Origin of the sequence: Saccharopolyspora spinosa NRRL 18395 (assembly GCF_000194155.1) — a bacterium.
GTDB lineage: Bacteria > Actinomycetota > Actinomycetes > Mycobacteriales > Pseudonocardiaceae > Saccharopolyspora > Saccharopolyspora spinosa.
This window is the reverse complement of sequence record NZ_GL877878.1, coordinates 1111196-1132187: the sequence shown is the minus strand read 5'-3', so window position 1 is coordinate 1132187 and position 20992 is coordinate 1111196. Positions and strand designations below refer to the sequence as shown.

Here is a 20992-nt window from a genome sequence, read left to right as displayed (position 1 = left end):
TCAGCCGGCTTCCGATTCGCCGCGCTGCTCCTTCGCCGCGAGGTAGCTGCCCGATTCGGCGTACAGGCTGGTCAGCAGCCAGGTGCCGACGCCGATGTCATCACCGATGCCCAGCAGCGGCAGGAAGTCTGGGATGAGGTCGACCGGCGAGACCACGTACACCAGGGCTAGCAGCCAGAGCGCGAGCTGATAGCGCGGCAGCGCGGGATTCCGGCCACGCGCGGTGGAGGCGATCATCGACGGAACCGCGCGGGCTCGTCGCAGCGGGCCGCCCACCGGCGCCGCCCGGTGGGCGCGTACCGCCGCCCGCAGCGGGAGGCGACGCCGAGCCGCTGCGACCGTTGCGGCCACGAGCATGCCGACACCGGCGGCGATCAGCGCGACCGGCAGCAACCAGCCTCCGGCCGCGTCGCCGCCGGTCGCGATCGCCACGACCACTCCGGCCACCAGCAGCAGCCCGCCGAGCACGATCATCTGTGCGTCTCCCCCGTTCACGTCGGTGTGATCAGGTTGCCATGAATCCGACGCCGGTGGAGCGTCGCACGGCGACGGCGGGGTTTTCGTGGCACGGTCGGCGCAGGTGAGGTCGAGAGCTGGGGGCGTCGTGGTCGATCAGGCCGATTCCCGCGTGCACGGCACCTCGCTGGCCCGGGCCAGCGCAGCGATGGCGGTGGCGACCACCGTCAGCCGGGTCAGCGGTCTGCTGGCGAAGGTGTTGCTGGTCGCTGTCCTCGGGCTGGGCATGGTCAACGACTCCTACACCGTCGCGAACACGCTGCCGACCGTAGTGAACGAGCTGCTGCTCGGTGGCGTGCTCACGAGCATCGCCGTGCCGCTGCTGGTCCGGGCGCAGCAGGAGGGCTCGCGGCAGGGTGAGGTCTACGCCCAGTGGATGATCAGCATGGGTGGGGTTCTGCTGGTAGCGGCCACCACAGCCGCGGTGGCCGCCGCCCCGCTGCTCACGGAGCTCTACCTCGGCCCCGACACCCGCGCGAACGCCGCGCTGACCACGGCGTTCGCGTACCTGCTGCTGCCCGGCATCATCTGCTACGGGATGTCGGCGCTGCTGCAGGCGATCCTCAACGTCCGCGGCGTGTTCGGCACCCCGGCCTGGGCACCGGTGTTCAACAACGTCGTCGTGGTCGCCACAGTTGTGGTGTACGCGATGGTCCCCGGCGAAATCTCCGCCCACCCGGTGCGCATGGGCGAGCCGAAACTGCTGGTCCTGGGCATCGGCACCGCGCTGGGCATCACCGCGCAGATGTTGATCATGGCGGTTTCGCTGCGTCGCAGCGGCTTCCGGTACCGCTGGCGGTGGGGCTGGGACCGCAGGCTGACCGAGTTCGGCGGGCTGGCCGGGTGGGTCGTGCTCTACACGCTGGTCAGCCAGGTCGGCATGGTGGTGATCACCCGCGTCACCGGGCAGGGCACCACCGGCAGCGTCGCGACCTTCAACTACGCCTGGCTGCTGTCGCAGGTCCCCTACGGCGTGCTCGGCGTGTCGTTGCTGACGGCTCTTATGCCCCGGATCAGCCGCGCCGCGGCGGCCAAGGACACCGTCGAATTCGTCGCCGACGTGTCGTTGGGCAGTCGGATGAGCGCCGTGCTGCTGATGCCGATCAGCGCGCTGCTGGCGGTGGCGGGTGGTTCGATCGGCGTCGCGTTCTTCTCGCTGGGGGCAAGCGATGTGGCCGCCGCCGACCGGCTCGGCTGGGCGCTGGCCGCCGCCGCGCTGGGCGTCGTGCCCTTCGCGATTACGATGCTGCAGCTCCGCGCGTTCTACGCGATGAAGGACGCCCGCACACCCACCTGGATCAACGTGATCATGGTGCTGGTGCGCAGCGTGCTTTGCTACGTCGTGCTCGCCGTGCTGGATCCGCGCGACCTGGTCATCGGGGTTACCGCGGCGATGTCGGTGAGCTTCGTGGTCGGCGCGATCGCCGGCCAGATCTGGTTGCACTGCCGGGTCGGCCCGGTCCAGACCAGGCGCACCCTCGCCGGGATCGCGCGGACGCTCGCGGCCACCCTGCTCGGCTCCGGCTGCGGCATCGCGGTCCTCACCGGCTTGCGCAGCGCGTTCGGCCCGTTCGGACCGGTGGCCGACGCGTGGTTCTCGCTGGTCGTGCACACGGTCGTGGTGCTGGCGGTCAGCTTCGGCGTACTGGCGCTGGCCCGCGCCCCGGAACTCAAACCCGCTGTCGACCGGCTGGCCAGGATCGTCCGCCGCCGCTGAGGGTCACTTGCGGTTGCGCGCGTGCGGCCGGGTCCGTTCGGAGCGCAGCGCACGAAGCTCCGGGGGATCGGGCAGCGGCTCCAGGGGTTCACCGATCGCCCACTCCAGCAGCAGATCGGCCAGCTTCGGATTTCGCGCCAGCACCGGTCCGTGCAGGTAGGTGCACACGACGTGCCCGCTGACCGCGCCTTCGGCGTCGTCGTGACCGTTGCCGATGCCGCGGGTCACCCGGCCCAGCGGCCGCGATCCGGGACCGACCCGGGTCCGGCCCAGGTGGTTCTCGAACCCGGTGAGCATCCCGACGCCGCCCAACGTGGATTGGGTGGTCACCTCGCCGATCGCTCGCCCGCTGCCCGGCGCGGTGGCAGCGTCGACCAGGCCCAGCCCGTCGTGCTGGACGCCGTCGCCGGTGACGAAGCTCGTCCCGAGCACCTGCAGACCGCCGCAGATGCCCAGCACCGGCGAGCCGCGGTCCACCGCGCGCAGCAAACCCGGACCTCGGTGCAGGAACCGCACCGCGGCGATTTGCGCGACGTCCTCGCCGCCGCCGATCAGGTACAGGTCACAGGATTCCGGCACCGCGCCGGAGGACGACAGCACCGTCACCGTTTCGCTGTCGATGTTGCGCCACTTCAAGCGTTGCGCCAGCACCAGCACGTTGCCCCGGTCGCCGTAGGTGCCCAGCAGGTCGGGCAGCACAAGCGCGAGGCGGACCCGGTCGCGCATCATTGGCGGCTCCTCGTCACGAGGTCGCGGAAGGCGGTGTAGTTGGCGATCAGGTCCGGCACGCCGCGGTCCGACCCGGACAGCGCCTCGTCCACACCAGCCGCCACGGCGCAGGGCACCTCGGCGTAGCGCAGCCGCACCGCCAGATCCAGCGCCCGGTCCCCCGCCACCCAGACCGGGCGGTCGCGCAGCACCTCGAAATGAACGTCCCACAACCACGAGACGTCGTGGCCGTCGGCTTCGCGGCTGGTGAACCGTCGTGGCCGTCGGCTTCGCGGCTGTTGACCACCAACACCAGCGGCTGGTTCTCGCGGCCGACGAGGTCGAGCATCTCCAGCCAGCTCGCGGGGTTCTTCGCCAACAGCAACCTAACCTCCCGACCGGCCAGTCGCACCGTTCGGTAGCGACCGGCGGCCTCCGAGATCCGGCCGACCCGCGCCAGCGACGCCGTCTCGTCGCAGCCCAGGTGCAGCGCCGCGGCCAGCGCGAACGTCGCGTTGACCCGGTTGACGTGGCCCGGCAGCGACAAGTCGAGGTCGCGGTGGGAGCCGTCCGGGGCGAGCACCCCCGTCTCGGTGACCGTCCAGTCCGCCGCCGGACGCGCCAGACCGCAGGCGCAGCGCCAGCCCCGGTCGGTGTCGCCGATGAACTCGCCGCAGTTCGGGCAGTTCAACGCGTCGTCCTTCCACCGCACCCCACCGGAGATCCAGGTGACCGCTGGGTGCCCGGCCGCGGCGAAGACGATGTTCGGATCATCCCGGTTCGCGATCACCTGCGCTCCCGGTGCCTGCGCCAGGGCGCGCCGCAGGCTCGCGGCGACGGTGCGGATCTCCCCTACCCTGTCGAGCTGATCCCGGCTCAGGTTGAGCAGCAGGATCACCGCCGGCTCGAACTGCTCGGTCACCTGCCTCAGGTGCAGCTCGTCGACCTCCAGCGCGGCGAACGGGGCGTCCGGCCGGGTCATCAGCGCGGCGACGTGGCCGTCGAGCATGTTCGCGCCCGTGCCGTTGCTGACCGCAGGAGCCCGGGAGCGCAACGCCTCGGCCACCATCTGCGTGGTCGTCGTCTTGCCATTCGTGCCGGTGACCATCACGACACGCCGTCCGGACGCCAGCCTTCGCAGGGCTCGCGGTTGTACGCTCAACGCGAGTCTGCCGCCGATCATCCCACCACTGCCCATGCCGAGCCGCCGTGACATCGACGCCGCCAGCCGTCCCAGGTCGACCGCGATGGTGGTGCGCAGGTCCTGCCGGTGTGCGCCGCGCGTTGGCGGTAGCGCCGGAGCGGGAACGACCCGCCAGCTCTGATCGGTCGACGGGTGTTCGGTCGGGGTGCGCTCCGCCGCTTCCCTGGACTTCCGCGTGGTGTCGGTCATGCACCCTCCCCCCTCGGCGCCCGCCGGCCCGCGGCACGCCTACGCCAGCTCTGGGCGACATGTCACCACCATTCGGCCGCACTTGGCCGCGCCGCCCGGCGCTTCTTGGCCAGTGTGGCGCGCGTTCGGCGAAACAGCGCGACGATCAACAACAGGAGTCCGGCGACGATCGCCGATGGGCCCACCCAGCCGTCCAGGGCGGTCGACTCGACCAGTGCGGCGTGTTGGCCGGAGAACATCGTGCTGCCTCCGTCCGCTGCGCGTGCCGTTCCCGGCACCGGGAACGCGGCCGGGGATTGATCACGGACATGATCGAAGTAATGCGCGATGCGACCGGCACCAACATGCCGCGGAATCACTCCGGCGAGGATCATTCACTCCAGGTAATGATCTGATGACACAGAATGTGAGCAGCGGGAGGCGGTGGCGCGCGTTCGAACGGTGCCCCGAATTTGGCTCCGGCTTGGGGAATTGGGCTTGGCTGGACGACCGGCCGATTTGGACAGTTCACCTGATCAGGCTTTATAACCCGACACGTTCGGCGATCAAGCGTGCGGTCATTAGGCTCGGAAAGCAATCTCGACGGCCCCGCACCGCCCGAAGGGAGCCCGCCGTGACCGAGGGACTGGTGTTGATCCTGATGTCCGGTATCGCGCTCGGCGGCATCAGCTGGACCGCCTGGGACATCCGCAGCGACCTGCGCCGCCGCAAGCTGAAATGAGCCGCGGCGCGCCGCGTCCGGAAATGCAAGGGACCCCGCCGGAGAGAGGCAGGCGGGGTCCCTTGCGTATCGCCCGATCGCGCGGACCGAGCGAGTCACTTTACGGTCAGCTGCTGCCCGGGGAAGATGAGGTTCGCATCGTCGACGACGCCGCGGTTCTTCTCGAAGATCGACTCCCAGCTGACGTCGAACTTCGCACCGATCGTGCTCAGCGTGTCGCCGGCCTGCACGGTGTAGGCGCCCTCGACCTGCACGGTCTTCTTGACCTGCGTCCTGGTCTCGGTCTTGACCTTGGTCTCCGGCTTCGGAGTGGTCTTCTTCGTGGTGCCCGAAGCGGCGTCCTGGTTCTGCAGGCCGCCGCCAGCCGACAGGCCCGCCTTCTTCGAGCACACCGGCCAGGCACCGGGGCCCTGCTCTTGCAGCACGCGCTCGGCGACCGCGATCTGCTGGGCACGGCTGGCCTGCGACGCGTTCGACGCGTAGCCGGTGCCGCCGTAGGCGGCCCAGGTGGACTGGCTGAACTGCAGGCCGCCGTAGTAGCCGTTGCCGGTGTTGATCGACCAGTCGCCGCCGCTCTCGCACTTCGCGACGGCGTCCCAGGTGGACTGCGCCGCGGCGTTGGCCGGCAGGGCCAGGGCGAACGGGGCGGCGACGACCGCGCCGGCCAGGGCCACCCGCGCGACGTTGCGGCCGGTGATGGTCTTGCGGTGCTTGCCTCGGGAGCTAGCCATGTTCTTCGTCTCCAGCGACGCCTGCGCCGACGCCAGGGGCGGCGATCGACGCGGCCGAGCTGCTTCGGCCGGACGCCGGGTTCACCGTCGTCGTCAGGCCCCTGCCCTGATGCACGTGTCGGGGGTCGGAGAGCTCGCTGGGCAGGGTTCGGCGGAGCGGGCTTCCGGTCTTGCCTGTCGGCTCGGGGGCGCCGACGAGGGGCCACGCTACGTAACCGAAAACCGATGACCAAACTCTCGGCGAGTGGCCATCGTCACAGAAACGTCGACAAGATCGCTGCGATTACGACGTTCGTCCAGCTCATTTCTTGATCGTCGATGAGATCGACACCGGAAATCCAATCACTTACGGTGAGACATGAGCCACGACTCACCCTATTGAGGAATAACGGAGCGTTTTCGAACGTGCTCGATCAGTTCGCGGCGGCGAATCGAAAAACGGGCGCGGCTCGAATTTCCACGCCCACCGCGTCAATCCCGCGGATCGTCCTCGGACCTGCCGTGGCGCCAATAACCCATGAATGTCACGGCGGAGCGGTCGAACCCCCGCTGGTCGACCAGATGGCGTCGCAGCGAGGCGACCATCCCGGTCTCCCCCGCGAGCCACGCGTACCACTCGCCAGGCAGCACGGCGGCGCGGATCGCGGAGAGCAACGCGGCACCTAGACGCCGTCCGCGGCGCGGAAGCCAGTGCAACTCGACCTCCGCCGCGCTCGCGAGATACTGGGCGTCGGCCGCGTCCGGGATCTCGACGTAGACCTTCGCCCGCACTCCGCCAGGAAGCGCCGCGAGAATGCCGGCGATCGCGGGGAGCGCGGTCTCGTCGCCGATCAGCAGCGCCCGGTCGCGAACCGCGTCCAGGCGGAACTCCACACCACCACGGCCGGCCCGGCATGCGGCGTTCGGCGCGTACACCACCAACCGATCCCCCGGCCGGGCCCGACCGGCGAAGGCAGAGGCCGGGCCGATGTCGCCGTGCAATACGAAGTCGACGTCGAACTCGTCACGCTCGGGCCGGTGGGCGCGCACCGTGTAGCTGCGCAGCTTCGGCCGGACCTCCGGCGGCAACGCGCGCAACGCCTGGTACGGCCGCTCCCCCGCCGGCACCATCGGCTCCCGCTGCCCGGGCTGCGGGAAGATCAGCTTGACCCGCTGGTCGAGCCCGCCGCTGGTCATCGCCGACAGTTCGGGGCCGGTGAAGGTGATCCGGACCAGGCGCCGACTCAACCGGTGCGCCTCGGCGACCTCGATCCGGAACAACCGGAACGGCGGGGCCTCGGCACCCAGTTCGAGGCGCGGCGGACTTGAGATCGTCATGCGAGAACTCCGGATCTGTACTCGTCGGCGCGACGACCAACACTTTAACGAAGCCTAACCTAACCACTTTTCCGGAGGTTCGCAGCACACCATGATCCACCGCACTCGACCGAGATTAATTTCGATTTACACTGAACTCACAGAGCTAGTTAACTGCTGTGGCCGCGAAGGCGAAGAGGCCGAGCATGCGTTCAACGGCGCGCTTCGAGGCGATCGCGTTGGGGAACGACGGTGTAGCGGGGGTCGCTGACCGAAGCGCGGCCGGCTTCGAAGATGGCGTACCGCGTCGCGACGGCCCCGGCCGTCAAGCACAGCCCCGAGGCGATCGCCGCAGGTCGGCTGCGCCCGGCGAACAGGGCCGCGCCCGCGCCGAGGCCGGTCAGCACGCGGGCCGCCCGCCACACCGCGCCCGCGCGTCCCTGCCGGTACACCTCGTCGACCACGCCGATCCGCTGGTGCATGCTCCGTCCCGCCGCGAACTCCAGCGCCGCCCCGGCCACGGCCATCCGGCGGGCCGGACCCGATTCGGCCGGCGCGGCGAGCATGCCCACGGCTCCCGCGCTCGACACCGCACTCCCGGCGAAGAGGAAGGGCAGCTCGCGGTAGGCCTCGTGCCAGCCCGGCACCGCCGTATCGGCCAGCAGCACTGCGGTGTAGGTCGTCATCGCGGGCGCGATCACCCCGGCCGTGGTGGCCGCCGCCCGGCCCAGCGCAGGCAGCCGCCCGGTGAGCTCGCTGGCCACACCCGCACCCGACAAAGCCGAGAACGGCGCCAGGATCCAGGAACCGATGCTCAACGGCGAGGTCGGCTTCAGCACTCGGAGCATGTTCAGGAACCGCGTGGGGCGGCCGAGGTCGTGGATCAACGCCCCGACGCTGGCCGTCGCCCCCACCGCCGCGGCCAACCTCCCGGAACGCGCGAGCCGGCGACGACCGGTGAGGTCTGCGCACAGCGCCATCGTCGACGACGCCCCGGCCAGCCCGCCGAGGTAGAGGTACGCGGGCACGTCCGGCACCTTCCACACCGGCTGCTTGAGCACCGGCCGGCCGTAGTAGGACCGGAACTCCGCCTCGGGCACCATCAGCCGGTCGCCGCGCTTCACCGCTTGCCCCCGACGAAACACCCGACGATCACCGCCGCGGCGGTCAGCGCCGCACCCGCCGCATGCCGCCACATCGAGGGCAGATCGCGCGTCGTCACGACCGGGTCCGGCGGCAGCCCGTATACCTCGGGCTCGTCCAGCAACAGGAAGAACGCACCGTCGCCGCCGACCCCGTCGGCCGGGTCGTGGCCGTAGAGCCGGGCTTCGGTGATGCCCTGGTCGTGCAGTTCCGCGACGCGTTGCTCGGCGCGGTCGCGGAGCTCGTCGAGCGGACCGTACTGGATGGACTCCGTCGGGCACGCCGTGGCGCAGGCCGGCATGAGCCCGGCGCCCAGCCGGTCCTGGCACATCGTGCACTTGGCCGCGCCGCCGGTGTCCGGGCGGATGTCGATCACCCCGTACGGACAGGCCGGTACGCAGTACCCGCAGCCGTTGCAAACGTCGTCCTGCACCAACACCGTCCCGTACTCGGTGCGGATCAACGCCCCGGTCGGGCAGACGTCCAGGCATGCGGCGTGCGTGCAGTGCTTGCACACGTCCGAGGACATCAGCCAGCGCACCTGGTCCTCGCCCATGCCCGGCATCCCCAGGTCCACAGTGGACCCGTGCTGTTCCACGAAGGCCACGTGCCGCCAGGTAGTCGCGCCGAGCGCGCCGGTGTTGTCGTAAGACATCCCGGTGAGGTCGAGGCCGTCCTCGGGCAGCAGGTTCCACTCCTTGCAAGCGACCTCGCACGCCTTGCACCCGATGCACACGCTGGTGTCGGTGAAGAAGCCGACTCGGTCGGGGTGGTCCGACGGGTAACCCGCCTCCCCCGCCGGATCCGCCAGCGGGCCGCTCAACCGGTTCGAATCCACGACCTCACTCCCCTCCGAGTCTCGGGCTGTCGGCGTGCTCCGTGCCGGTGCGCTCGGTGATCCCGGCGCGCCTGCGGTACTCCTCGACGTAGCGGATCAGCGCCGGGCCTCGCGGGCGGCGGCCCGGGCGGATGTCGCAGCTGCCCGCCTTGCTGTCCATGATGTGCACGTTCGGGTCCAGCGCCACGTTGATCAGCTCGTTGGCCGCGTCGCCGACGGTCAGCCCGTTGGGTCCCCAATGCCACGGGATGCCGATCTGGTGGACTGTGCGCTCGCCGTGGCGCAGCGGCCGCATCCGGGAGGTCACCAGGACGCGGCCCTCGATCGCGTTGCGGGCCGTGACCACGGTCGCCCAGTCCAGGTGGCGCAGCCCGCGTTCGGCCGCCAGCTCCGGGGATACCTCCAGGAACATCGCCGGAGCCAGCTCCGACAGGTGCGCCAGCCACCGGCTCATGCCGCCGGCGGTGTGGTGCTCGGTGAGCCGGAACGTGGTGAACACGTATGGGAAGACCTCGCTGCCGGGTTCGGCGCCGCTGGGCTGGTACCGGTTCTCCGGCCGCGAGAACACCTGCCGCGCCGGATTCCGCTGCTGGCCGTCGTGGATCCGGTTCTGCAGCGGCGATTCCTGCGGTTCGTAGTGCACCGGCAGCGGGCCGTCGACCAGACCGACTGGGACGTATAGCCAGCCCCGGCCGTCGCTCTGCATGATGAACGGCTCGGTGCCCGCGATGCCCTCCGGGCCGGTGGCCTCCGGGTCGGGCACGTAGTCCGGGCGCTTGCCCTTGTCGAAGTCCGGGATGTCGTGGCCGGTCCACTCGCCGAGCTCGCCGTCCCACCAGACGTAAGCCTTGCGCTCGCTCCACGGCCGGCCGGCCGGATCCGCCGATGCGCGGTTGTAGAGCAACCGCCGGTTGGCCGGCCATGCCCAGCCCCACTCGGGCGCTACCCACGACTGCTCCCGGCCGGGGCGCCGCCTGGCCGACTGGTTGATCCCATCGGCGAAGACTCCGCAGTAGATCCAGCAGCCGCAGCGCGTCGAACCGTCCGCGCGCAGCTGCGTGTAGGACGACAGCGGGTTGCCGTCGGCGTCGAAGCCGTTGATCTCCTGGAGCACGGCGGCCGCGCTCGGCTCCTCGATGTCGCCTTCCGTCGGGTAGTCCCAGGTCAGCTCCAGCAGCGCGCGGTCTCGCTCGCCCTGCGGTTGGAGCTTCTCCCGGACCCGCCGCCCCAGGTGGTAGAAGAACCACAGGTCGCTGCGCTGATCCCCTCGCGGCGGGACGGCTTTGTGGTGCCACTGCAGCAGCCGCTGGGTGTTGGTGAAGGTGCCGTCCTTCTCGGTGTGCGCGGCGGCGGGCAGGAAGAACACCTCGGTGCCGATGTCCTCGGTGCGCATCTCCCCGGTCTCGATCTCCGGCCCGTCCTTCCAGAAGGTGGCAGTCTCGATCAGGTTGAGGTCGCGCACCACGAGCCAGTCCAGGTTGGCCAGGCCCATCCGCTGCTGGCGGGCGTTCGCGGTGCCCACGGCCGGGTTCTCGCCGACGACGAAGTAGCCTTTGCAACGCCCTTCGATCTGGTCGATCGTGGTCTGGAAGGTGCCGTGGTCGCCGGTCAGGCGCGGCAGCCGGTCGAAGCAGAAGTCGTTGTCGGCCGTGGCGTGCTCGCCCCACCAGGACTTGAGCAGGCTGACCAGGTAGGAGCGCATGTTCCCCCAGTAGCCGCGGGCGAGTTCGTCCGAGGCGACGAAGGTGTCCAGATCGAAGTCGACGTGCGCGTGCGGCATCGGGATGTAGCCGGGCAGCAGGTTGAACAGCGTCGGGATGTCCGTGGAGCCCTGGATGCTGGCATGCCCGCGCAGGGCCAGGATTCCGCCGCCGGGCCGGCCGATGTTGCCCAGCAGCAACTGCAGGATCGAGGCGGCACGGATGTACTGCACACCCACGGTGTGGTGCGTCCAGCCGACCGCGTAGGCGATGGCCGTGGTGCGCTTCCGGCCGGAGTTGGCCACCAGCTGCTCGGCGACCCACTGGAAGTCCGCCCGCGGCACCCCGCACACCTCCTCCACCACTTCCGGCGTGTAGCGGGCGTAATGCCGTTTGAGCAGCTGGAAAACGCAGCGGGGGTGTTGCAGCGTCGGGTCGGTGGCGGCGCGGCCGTGGTAGACGGGGCCGCCTGATCCGGTGCGCTCCGGCCGACTGGCGTCGCGCTCGCGTTCGTGCGCCGTCGTGGGCGGCGTGCTCTCCGGGCCGTGGCTGCCGACCGACGGGACCGCGGTGCTTCCCTCGTACTGCCAGGTCGTCGTGTCGTAGGTGCCGGTTTCGGCGTCGAAGCCGGAGAACACGCCGTCGAGGTCTTCGGTGTCGCGGAAGTCCTCGCTGACGATCATCGGGGCGTTGGTGTAGGTCGCCACGTAGTCGTGGAAGTAGGCGTCGTTGGTCAGCACGTAGTTGATCAGCGCCCCGAGGAACGCGATGTCACTGCCCGCGCGCAGCGCGACGTGCCGGTGTGCCAGCGCCGAGGTCCGGGTGAACCGCGGGTCGACGTGGATGATCGTGGCGCCCCGCCGCTTGGCCTCCATCACCCACTGGAAGCCGACCGGGTGCGCCTCGGCCATGTTGGACCCCTGAATGAGGATGCAGTCCGCGTTGGCGAGGTCCTGCTGGAACGTGGTGGCGCCGCCGCGCCCGAACGAGGTGCCCAGACCGGGCACGGTGGAGGAGTGTCAAATGCGCGCCTGGTTCTCCACCTGGATGGCGCCGAGGGCGGTGTAGAGCTTCTTCATGAGGTAGTTCTCCTCGTTGTCGAGGGTCGCTCCTCCGAGGCTCGCGATGCCCATCGTGCGCCGCAGCGGCCGGCCATCGGCGTCGGCGTCCTGCCAGGTGGCGGCCCGGGTGGCCAGCACCCGGTCGGCGATCATGTCCAACGCGGTGTCGAGGTCGAGGTCCTCCCACGCGGTGCCGTGCGGGCGCCGGTAGCGGACCTTCGCCTGTCGCAGCGGCGAGGTCACCAGTTCGCGGCTGGCCGAGCCCTTCGGGCACAACCGCCCGCGGCTGATCGGCGAATCGGGATCGCCCTCGACCTGGGTTACAGCCCCGTCCCGGGCGAAGACCCGCTGGCCGCAGCCCACCGCGCAGTATGGGCACACCGACCGGACCACCGAGTCCGCATCCTCGGTGCGCGCCCGCCGCTCATCGGTGCGCCGCGACCGGGCGGCCGGGCCCCTGCCCAGCGGGTCCGTCCCGGTCAGCTGGCGCACCACCGGCCAGCGCAACCACTCGACCATCTCGCGTTCTCCTTGGGGGGGGGGAGTGCGGCTCCCGGTCTCCAGGAGAAACCCGGTGCCGGGGTGGTGCAAGTTCAGCGCTGCTCGCAACGCGCTTGACCCGGGCCTGAGCTGGGACGAATCTGGCAGGTATGACGGCCGCCGCGGCGCCCAATCCCGCTTCCAAACCCCAGGACCGCCGCCACCGCCGGACGATGCGTACCCACGCGGCCATCGAGGCGGCGGCCCTGAGGCTGTTCGCCGAGCAGGGCTTCGCCCACACCACGGTGGAGCAGATCGCCGAGGCCGCCGACATCGCGCCGCGCACGTTCTTCCGCCACTTCCCCAGCAAGGACGCCGTGCTGTTCGGCGAACCGGCCCTGGACGCGGAGCGGATGCGCGAGGTGCTGGCCAGCCGGCCCGCCAGCGAACACCCGATGCGCTCGCTGGCCGCGGCGCTGCTCGACGCGGCCGAACGCGCCGAGCTCGACCGCGCGCAGCACCTGATGCGCGCCGAGCTGCTCGACAGCCCGCAGGATGCCGGCGACTACGAGATGTACCTCATCAAGCAGCGCTCGGTCCAGGACATGGCCGACCTGGTCGCGGAGCGGTCGGGCACGGGGACCGACGATCCGCGCACGGTCGCTTGGTCGATCGTTTTGATGAGCTGTTTCGGTTCGGCCATGCACAGCTGGCTGGTCTGCACCGACGGCACGCCGCTGCGCGAGATCCTCGCCCAGGTGCTCGACGAGACGGCGGGCGGCCTCGCGCAGGCCGCCGACGTGGTCGGTTCAGCGATCAAGGATGCAGGATGAGTCCCTTGCAGACCTTGTCGACCGCCGAACATCGCCTCGCCGCCCGCCGAACATCGCCTCGGTGTAGACGGCCGGGTTCATGCCGCGCTCGGCGGCTCGGGTGGAAGAACTGCGGCAGGTCGTGCGCACGCACGAGCGCTGGCCGCTCTAGCCGTAGAGCGCCCGCTCTAGCCGTAGAGCGTCGTGGCGCCGTAGGTCGGGCCGTAGTAGCGCTCCAGCTCAGCCAGGGAGTCGTTGGGCCGGTCGAGCTGCTTGGCCAGCCGGGCGCGGTTGGGCACCGCGTCGGGGTTCCAGGTGCCGTTGTCCCACAGCCCCGACCGCATGAACGCCTTGGAGCAGTGGTGGAAGATCTGCTCGATCTCCACCAGCAGCGCGACCTTCGGCCGGTGGCCGCGAACCACCATCTCGCCGAAGAACGGGGCCTCCCGCACCAGCCGCGCCCGTCCGTTGATGCGCAGCGTGTCGCCGCGGCCCGGGATGAAGTAGATCAAGCCGACGTGCGGATTCGACAGCACGTTGACGAATCCGTCGGCGCGCTTGTTGCCCGGGCGGTCCGGGATGGCGATCGTCCGGTCGTCAAGCACCAGGGTGAACCCGGCCGGGTCGCCCTTGGGCGAGACGTCGCACGATCCGTCCGCACCGGAGGTGGCGATCAGGCAGAACGGCGAAGCGGCCAGCCACTGCCGGTCCAGTTCGTGCAGCTCGGTCCGCTCCTTGTCCACGACGTGCTGCAACGGCTCGCCGATGACATCGCGCAGTTCGTCGACCGACGTGATCTCCACCAGGCCGGTGAGTTGCATGGCTCTCCCCGAGATTGTTCTCCCACCCGAACCATAAGCCACCTCGAAGGCCCGTCGAGAGTTGTTTTCGTCTCCCCAGGCACCTGCGCCGGGCAGCGGCGGGCGTACGAGCGCTCAGAGGTCGGGCACGATCCGGTCCGTTGCCCAGCACCGGAAGGTCGGGGCGGCCGGGTCAGCGCTGCTCATGAACTGCCGGGCAGGTATGCGATCTCGTCACCGGTTCCCGTCTCGCGCGTGCACCAGCCGAAACGAGCCCGGAAACAGTCCTATAGTCCGGTCATGGCCGATCCGCGGCGGCGTGTGCCCGGCACCGACCGGGTGCTGGCCGATCCCGAGGTGGCCGCCGCGACCGCGCGGCTGGGCCACCGGCTGATCAAGCATGCCGTGCACATGGCGCAGGAGCGCGCCCGCAATGGCGAGATCGAGCCGGAGCGGGTCGTCCCCGAAACCCTGGCCGCGCTGCCGGGTTCCGCGTCGAGCATCCGGCCGGTGCTCAACGCGACCGGCGTGCTGCTGCACACCAACCTCGGGCGCGCACCGCTTTCGGATGCGGCTATCCACGCCCTGCAGCAGGCCGCCGGAACCACGAACGTCGAACTCGACCTGCACACCGGCCGGCGGGGCCCGCGTGGTGCCGCCGCCATCGCGGCGCTGCTAGCCGCCGTGCCACGCGCGGAGGCCGCGCACGTGGTCAACAACGGTGCCGCAGCGCTCGCCCTCGCGGCGACCGCACTCGCCCAAGGCCGCGAAATCGTGTTGGCGCGCGGCGAAATGGTCGAGATCGGGGACGGATTCCGCATTCCCGAGCTACTCACCGCCACGGGCGCGAGGCTGCGCGAGGCCGGCACCACCAACCGGGTCCGGCTGGACGACTACCGGTCGGCGCTGGGCCCGGACACCGGCTTCGTCCTCAAGGTGCACCCGTCGAACTTCGTGATCCGCGGCTTCACCGCTGCCGTCCCGGTCTCCGCGCTGCGCGAACTCGAGGCGCCGGTGGTGGTCGACATCGGCTCGGGACTGCTGCACCCGCATCCGGCCCTGCCACAGGAACCCGACGCGACCACGACGCTTGCCGACGGAGCGGATCTGGTCATCGCCAGCGGGGACAAGCTGCTCGGCGGGCCGCAAGCGGGCCTGCTGCTGGGCAGCGCCGAGATCGTGCACCGGCTTCGGCGGCATCCGCTGGCCCGCGCGCTGCGCGTCGACAAGCTCACCCTCGCCGCGTTGGAAGCCACCCTTCGCGGCCCGAGCACGCCGACCGCGCAGCGGCTGCGCCAAGACCAGGCGCAACTGCTGATCCGCGCCGAACGGCTCGCGGATGCACTCAACGCGGCTGGCGTCCCGGCCTCGGTGCAACGCAGCGAGGCGACGGTCGGCGGTGGCGGCGCGCCCGATGTCGCGCTGCCCAGCGCGGCGGTCGTGCTCCCCGAACGCTTCGCGAAGCTCCTGCGCGAGGGCTGCGCGCCGGTCCTCGCCCGCACCGAACGCGATCGCTGCCTGCTGGACCTGGCCGCGATCTCCCCTGAACACGACAACGACCTGCGTCGCGCGGTGCTGGCGGTGGACTGATGCACGTCATCGCCACCGCCGGGCACGTGGATCACGGCAAGTCGACGCTGATCCGCAAGCTCACCGGCATGGAACCGGACCGCTGGGCGGAGGAACGCCGCCGGGGCCTGACCATCGACCTCGGGTTCGCGTGGACCCGGCTGCCCGACGGATGCACCGCCGCCTTCGTAGACGTGCCCGGCCACGAGCGCTTCGTGCCGAACATGCTCGCCGGCATCGGTCCGGTGCCCGCTGTGCTGTTCGTCGTCGCAGCCGATGAGGGCTGGATGCCGCAGTCCGGCGAGCACCTGGACGCCTTGAACGCACTCGGCGTGCGGCACGGCCTGCTCGTCGTGACCCGCTGCGACCTGGCCGCCCCCTGCGCCGCCGCCGAACAGGCCCGCGACCGGCTCCGCGCGACCACGCTGGCCGACATCCCGACCGTGCACGTCAGCGGCCGCACCGGAGCCGGCTTGGGCGAACTGCGGCACCTGATCGACGAGCTCATCCACCGGCTGCCCGCAGCCGACCGGGATGCTGATGTGCGGCTCTGGGTGGACCGCGCGTTTACCATCCGCGGCGCTGGAACGGTCGTGACCGGCACGCTTCCGGCAGGCACCCTCCGCAAAGATGCCCGGCTCCAGCTGCACCCCGCCGGCGTGGATGTGAAGATCCGCGACCTGCAGGCGCTCGGATCGTCCGAACACCAGGTCGGTGCTGTGGCGCGAGTGGCGGTCAACCTCCGCGGCGTGGACCTCGACCAGGTGCGGCGCGGCGACGCGCTGCTGACCCCGGACCGCTGGCTTACCACCGATGTCCTCGACGTCCGGATCCGCCACGCGACCTCGCCGACTTCCGTTGGAACCGGCGCGACACCACGCCTACCTCGCGACCTGGTGCTGCACATCGGTGCGGCGGCGGTCGGGGTGCGCGTCCGGCCGCTCGGCCATGACACGGCGCGGCTGGCATTGCGCACCGCGCTGCCCCTCCGCATCGGCGACCGAGCGCTGCTGCGAGATCCTGGAAGTCGGCGCATCTGCGGGGGGCTCGTGGTGCTCGATGTCCGCCCGCCGCAGTTGACCAGGCGCGGCGCGGCCCGTGCGCGAGCGGCCGAACTGGACACCCTGGACGGCCGCCCCGACGGCGCGGCCGAGTTGCGGCGACGGGGCCTGATCCGAGCCGACGACCTTCGCGCGATGGGCGCCACACCGCCCGGGCCCGGGCGGTGGCTGCTGGACGAGGCGCACCGCGACGAACTCGGCACTCGCCTCGACGAGTTGCTGGCGCAGCACCACAAGACGAACCCGCTGGAAGCCGGCATGCCCGCCGAGGCCGCACGCCGCGCCCTGGCCCTGCCCGATCCTGCTCTGCTGCCCCCGATCGCCGAAGCCGCCGGTGTCTCCCTGTCGGACGGACGGCTGCACAAGGGGCCAACCCCGCTCCCCGAACGCGTGCGGCGCGCGGTGGAAACGATCCGGCGGGCGCTCATCGACCACCCGTACCAAGCCCCAACCGCCGACGAACTCGCCGAACTGGCCATCGGCGACAAGGAACTTGCCGCCGCCGCGCACGCGGGCGCACTACTGCGCCTGGCCCCGGGCCTGGTGCTCCTGCCGGACGCCGAACAAGCGGCCGTTCCGCGCTTGGCGCAGCTGCCCGAGCCGTTTACCCTCAGCCAGGCCAGGCAGGCGCTGGACACGTCGCGCCGGGTTGCGGTTCCCTTGCTGGAACTGCTCGCTCGCCGCGGCCGGACGCAACGGCTGGCCGACGGCACACATCGCGTTGTTTCTCCACCCCCGGCTCCGGGAAATACCGGGAGCGACTCGACGCCACGGCGATGAGCAGGAATTCTGCGATCTTGCGCCCACCACCGCATGGTGAACACCGGTGGCGCTCGGGCGCCGGGGCGATGGGAGGCAGCCATGCCGCGGAAGATCTGGACCGGCTCGATCAACTTCGGCCTCGTCACCATCCCGGTCGGGCTCTACGCAGCGACCGAGGACCACACGATCCAGTTCCACCAGTACGAGCGCGGGACCACCGACCGGATCCGCTACAAGCGCGTCAACGAACGCACCGGCAAAGAAGTCGGCTACAACGACATCGTCAAGGGCCGCGAGTTCGACGGCGGGGTCATCACCGTCGAGCAGTCCGAACTCGACGAGATCGCCCCCGGCCGCTCCCGCACCATCGACATCACGACCTTCGTCGACATCACCGAGATCGACCCCGTGCACTTCCAGAAGACCTACTGGCTGGCCCCCAACAGCAAGGAGCACTTCCGGCCCTACAACCTGCTGCGCCGGGCGATGCACGAAACCAGCCAAGCGGGAATCGCGACCTTCGTGCTGCGGGGCAAGCAATACCTCACGGCGGTGCGCGCCGACGACAACGTGCTGGCGCTGAACACCCTGTTCTTCGCCGACGAAGTCCGCGATCCGGGCGAGCTGGTCGGAGAGGACGGCGAGCAGGCGAAGCCGTCGGAGAAGGAGCTGCAGATGGCGACCACGATCATCGAGTCGATGAGCGGGCCGTGGGAACCGGAGCAGTACGAGGACACCTACACCGTGAAGGTCGAGGACCTGCTGGCGGAGAAGGCGCGCGGCGGCGAGGTGGAGGCGGCCGAGGCACCGCCGAAGCCGACGGACGTCATCGACCTGACCGAGGCGCTGCGGCGCAGCGTCGACGAGGCGCGCAAGGGCCGCAAGCCCGCGCGAGCCGAGGAGAACCTTTCGGAGCTGAGCAAGGCCGAGCTCGACGACCGGGCCAAACGGCTGGGTATCAAGGGCCGCTCCAAGATGAAGCGGGCCGAACTCGAGAAGGCGGTCGCCGAGGCGACGGAGAAGCCCACCGGCACCGACGGCCGCCGCTCCCGCAAGGCCTCCTGACCACAGTGCACACCACCTGGGACGGTCTGCCAGCGGGGACGGTGCACCTGAGCGGTCCGGTCCTGCGGTCCCACACGGGTGGCCGGGCACGTCATCAGGCGTCGAAGTCGACCGTGACCGTGTCGGTGGTCGGCAGCGATTGGCAGGTGAGGACGAAGCCTTCCGCCACTTCCGATTCCTCCAGGGCGAAGTTGCGGCGCATGCGGACCTCGCCGCAGGTGACCTTCGCCCGGCAGGTTCCGCAGACGCCGCCCTTGCAGGCGAACGGCAGGTCGGGGCGGACCCGTTGGGCGGCGTCCAGGACCGGGACGTCGCGGGGCAGCGACATCGGCGTCGAACGGCCGTCGAGCACCACCGTGACCTCGCTCGTCGGCCCCTCCACCGTCGGCTCCTCGTGGCGCGCCGGTTCCGGCGGCACGTCCTCGACGTAGAACAGCTCCTGGTGGATTCGTTCGTTCGCGACGCCGCTTTCGCGCAGCACGTCCTGCGCATCGCTGACCATGCCGAACGGCCCGCACAGCCACCACTGGTCCACCGAGTCGGCCTCGACCAGTGTGGACAGCATCGCCCGGATCTTCGCCGCGTCCAACCGGCCGGTGAACAGCTCCGACTCGCGTGGTTCCCGCGAGAGCACGTGAACCAGCTCCAGCCGCGTCGGGTAGCGGTCCTTCAGGTCGGCGAGCTCGTCGGCGAACATCACTGTGTCGCTGCGCCGATTGCCGTAGAGCAGCGTGACGGTCGCGTCCGTCTCGCGCAGCACCGACGCCGCGATGGACAGCACGGGCGTGATCCCCGATCCGGCGGCGATGCACACGTGCCGCTCGGGCGTCGTCAGGTCCGGGGTGAAGCTGCCCGTCGGCGGCAGCACTTCGATCTCGTCGCCGGGCCGCACCTCCTGCACCAGCCAGCTGGAGAACAACCCGCCCGGCACGTGGCGCACGCCGATCCGGGGCGTTGCGCCGTGCGGGGCGCAGATCGAGTACGACCGGCGCTCCTCGCGGCCGTCGACCCCGCGGCGCAGCGTCAGCGATTGGCCCGGTTTGAAGGCGAAATCCTCGGCGAGCTCCAGTGGGACGTCGAAGCTGACGGCGACCGCGTCTTCGCACAGCCGCTCCACGTGGCTGACCCGCAGCGGGTGGAACAACGTGCGACGACGGCCGGTCCGCTCCGGTGCGGGGGCCTCGGGTGCGTCGACGGGGGCGGGACGGACCACGTCAGATCTCCTTGATGTGCTCGAAAGGTTCGTGGCACGAGCGGCATCGGCGCAGCGCCTTGCACGCGGTCGCGCCGAACTGCGAGACCTGCTCGGTGTCCGGCGAACCGCACTGCGGGCAGCGGACCCGGGACCGCGGCGGGGTCAGCGTCAGCGGCACCGGGCCGGCAGCGTGCTGCGGAGCGGCCCCCGGAGGGGCGATGCCGTACTCGGCGAGCTTCTGCCGCCCTGCCGGGCTGATCCAGTCGGTGGTCCACGGCGGGTCCAGCACGGTGCACACCTCGACGTCGGCGAAACCGGCCTCGCTCAGCCGGTTGCTGAGGTCCGCGCGCATCTCGCGCATCGCCGGGCAGCCCGAGTAGGTGGGCGTGATCGACACGACGACCTTCCCGTCCCCGGCCAGCTCGACGTCGCGCAGGACCCCGAGGTCGGCCAGTGTCAGCACCGGCAACTCGGGGTCGGTGACCGACTCGGCAACCGCCCGGGCGTGCCGGAGGTCCGGCTTCGTGCTCGTCACCATGTCGCCTCCGGGTGCGCTCGGGCCAGGCTCTGCATCTCCGCGAGCAGGTCGCCCAGATGCTCGGTGTGGATGCCGTCCCGGCCGGTCTGCTCGGCCACCCTGGCCAGCGCCGACGCCTCGGGTCGCTGCAAGGTGGCCGCGGCGACGACCTGCTCCAGCACGTCGTCGAACTCGGCGCGCACCTGCGCCGGGTCGGTGCCGACGCCGGCCGCGACCATCTCCCGGTCGGTCGCGTTCGGCACGAACAGTTCGTCGACCAGCGGCCAAACCGCGTCGAGCCCCTGCTGCATCCGCGCGTGCGACACCTCGGTGCCGTCGCCGAGCCGGACCGTCCACTGTGCCGTGTACTCGCGGTGGTAGGCCAACTCCTTGGCGCCCTTGGCCGCGATTGCCGCCAGCACCGGATCGCGCGAGTCGGCGAGCCGGGCGAACAGCGCGAGGCGCCATGTCGAGAACGCCAGCAGCCGGGCGATGGTGTGCGCGAAGTCGCCGTTGGGCGGCTCGACCAGCCGCACGTTGCGGAACTCCCGCTCGTCCCGGAAGTACGCCAGCTCGTCCTCGCCGCGCCCGCTGCCGTCGGCCTGCCCGGCGCGGGCCAGCAGCAGCCGCGCCTGGCCCAGCAGGTCGAGCGCGATGTTGGCCAGCGCCAGCTCGTCCTCCAGTTCCGGCGCGTTGGTGACCCACTCGGTCAGCCGTTGCGAGGCGATCAGCGCGTCGTCGCCGAGCATCAGGCAGTACCGGGCGAACGCGGCGCCGTCCACGCCGTCCGGCAGCGTGGTGTCCATTCCGGACAGCGGATCGTCGAAGCCGGTGCCGAATGCCCAGCGGGACTCGCTGTCGGACTCCGCGGCGGTCAGCGCCTCGTAGGCGTTGTCGAACGACATCA

Annotated in this window: 18 protein-coding genes and 1 pseudogene; 5 read left to right on the top strand and 14 right to left on the bottom strand. The window is 70.7% G+C overall.

The window, feature by feature from the left end:
• Positions 1-474: a YkvA family protein gene (locus SSPN_RS0105645; RefSeq protein WP_010692834.1), complete on the bottom strand. Its 474-nt coding sequence runs from the start codon at positions 472-474 to the stop codon at positions 1-3.
• A gap of 130 nt (positions 475-604) precedes the next feature.
• Here SSPN_RS0105645 and murJ point away from each other — a divergent pair, with 130 nt between their 5' ends.
• A complete protein-coding gene (murJ, locus tag SSPN_RS0105640; protein WP_010692833.1) occupies positions 605-2233 on the top strand; it encodes a murein biosynthesis integral membrane protein MurJ in 1629 nt (542 codons plus the stop codon).
• Between the two features lie 3 nt (positions 2234-2236).
• On the opposite strand, the gene SSPN_RS0105635 is transcribed toward murJ, so the two are convergent.
• The 9 genes and pseudogenes from SSPN_RS0105635 to fdh all read right to left on the bottom strand — a co-directional run bounded on the left by SSPN_RS0105635 (position 2237) and on the right by fdh (position 12343).
• On the bottom strand, positions 2237-2962 hold the full coding sequence (locus SSPN_RS0105635) for a type 1 glutamine amidotransferase (RefSeq protein ID WP_010692832.1): 726 nt from the start codon (positions 2960-2962) through the stop codon (positions 2237-2239).
• Entirely contained in the window at positions 2959-3153 is a 195-nt protein-coding gene (locus tag SSPN_RS59315) for a hypothetical protein (protein WP_010692831.1), read from the bottom strand. The genes SSPN_RS0105635 and SSPN_RS59315 overlap by 4 nt, the downstream gene beginning before the upstream one ends.
• Before the next feature lie 338 nt (positions 3154-3491).
• A pseudogene (locus tag SSPN_RS59310) lies at positions 3492-4010 on the bottom strand (Mur ligase family protein); the annotation flags it as partial.
• Between the two features lie 386 nt (positions 4011-4396).
• Complete coding sequence (locus tag SSPN_RS0105625) at positions 4397-4708, bottom strand: hypothetical protein (protein WP_010692829.1); 312 nt, start codon at positions 4706-4708, stop codon at positions 4397-4399.
• Positions 4709-5150: 442 nt separating this feature from the next.
• The gene (locus SSPN_RS0105615; protein WP_010692827.1) at positions 5151-5786 is read right to left on the bottom strand and encodes a LysM peptidoglycan-binding domain-containing protein; all 636 of its coding nucleotides are present in this window, start codon (positions 5784-5786) and stop codon (positions 5151-5153) included.
• Between the two features lie 471 nt (positions 5787-6257).
• Positions 6258-7103 carry a siderophore-interacting protein gene (locus SSPN_RS0105610; protein ID WP_010692826.1) on the bottom strand — a complete coding sequence of 282 codons (846 nt, stop codon included), beginning with the start codon at positions 7101-7103 and terminating at the stop codon, positions 6258-6260.
• Between the two features lie 191 nt (positions 7104-7294).
• Complete coding sequence (gene nrfD / locus SSPN_RS0105605; RefSeq protein ID WP_010692825.1) at positions 7295-8206, bottom strand: NrfD/PsrC family molybdoenzyme membrane anchor subunit; 912 nt, start codon at positions 8204-8206, stop codon at positions 7295-7297.
• Positions 8203-9063, bottom strand: a complete 861-nt coding sequence (locus SSPN_RS0105600; RefSeq protein ID WP_010692824.1) for a 4Fe-4S dicluster domain-containing protein — start codon at positions 9061-9063, stop codon at positions 8203-8205. Before SSPN_RS0105600 ends, nrfD begins: the two co-directional genes overlap by 4 nt.
• 4 nt (positions 9064-9067) lie before the next feature.
• Positions 9068-12343 carry a formate dehydrogenase gene (gene fdh, locus SSPN_RS0105595; RefSeq protein ID WP_143539642.1) on the bottom strand — a complete coding sequence of 1092 codons (3276 nt, stop codon included), beginning with the start codon at positions 12341-12343 and terminating at the stop codon, positions 9068-9070.
• Positions 12344-12474: 131 nt separating this feature from the next.
• On the opposite strand from fdh, the gene SSPN_RS0105585 reads away from it, so the two are divergent.
• Positions 12475-13137 (top strand): TetR/AcrR family transcriptional regulator, encoded by a 663-nt coding sequence (locus tag SSPN_RS0105585; RefSeq protein WP_010692821.1) that lies wholly within the window; start codon positions 12475-12477, stop codon positions 13135-13137.
• A 167-nt stretch (positions 13138-13304) separates the two neighbouring features.
• On the opposite strand, the gene SSPN_RS0105580 is transcribed toward SSPN_RS0105585, so the two are convergent.
• Positions 13305-13937: a pyridoxamine 5'-phosphate oxidase family protein gene (locus SSPN_RS0105580; protein ID WP_010692820.1), complete on the bottom strand. Its 633-nt coding sequence runs from the start codon at positions 13935-13937 to the stop codon at positions 13305-13307.
• A gap of 279 nt (positions 13938-14216) precedes the next feature.
• On the opposite strand from SSPN_RS0105580, the gene selA reads away from it, so the two are divergent.
• From selA to ku, 3 genes are all read left to right on the top strand, one after another.
• A complete protein-coding gene (gene selA, locus SSPN_RS0105575) occupies positions 14217-15506 on the top strand; it encodes an L-seryl-tRNA(Sec) selenium transferase (RefSeq protein WP_010692819.1) in 1290 nt (429 codons plus the stop codon).
• Positions 15506-17326: a selenocysteine-specific translation elongation factor gene (gene selB, locus SSPN_RS0105570; RefSeq protein WP_010692818.1), complete on the top strand. Its 1821-nt coding sequence runs from the start codon at positions 15506-15508 to the stop codon at positions 17324-17326. The genes selA and selB overlap by 1 nt, the downstream gene beginning before the upstream one ends.
• An 81-nt stretch (positions 17327-17407) precedes the next feature.
• Positions 17408-18373, top strand: coding sequence for a non-homologous end joining protein Ku (gene ku / locus SSPN_RS0105565; RefSeq protein WP_010692817.1), 966 nt, complete (start codon positions 17408-17410; stop codon positions 18371-18373).
• A gap of 94 nt (positions 18374-18467) precedes the next feature.
• On the opposite strand, the gene paaE is transcribed toward ku, so the two are convergent.
• Genes paaE through paaC form a run of 3 tightly spaced genes read right to left on the bottom strand, consistent with a single transcriptional unit; the run spans position 18468 to position 20990 of the window.
• Positions 18468-19586 (bottom strand): 1,2-phenylacetyl-CoA epoxidase subunit PaaE, encoded by a 1119-nt coding sequence (gene paaE / locus SSPN_RS0105560; protein WP_010692816.1) that lies wholly within the window; start codon positions 19584-19586, stop codon positions 18468-18470.
• Between the two features lies 1 nt (position 19587).
• Positions 19588-20106 (bottom strand): 1,2-phenylacetyl-CoA epoxidase subunit PaaD, encoded by a 519-nt coding sequence (paaD, locus tag SSPN_RS0105555; protein WP_010692815.1) that lies wholly within the window; start codon positions 20104-20106, stop codon positions 19588-19590.
• On the bottom strand, positions 20100-20990 hold the full coding sequence (paaC, locus tag SSPN_RS0105550; RefSeq protein WP_010692814.1) for a 1,2-phenylacetyl-CoA epoxidase subunit PaaC: 891 nt from the start codon (positions 20988-20990) through the stop codon (positions 20100-20102). Before paaC ends, paaD begins: the two co-directional genes overlap by 7 nt.
• Between the last annotated feature and the right edge of the window lie 2 nt (positions 20991-20992).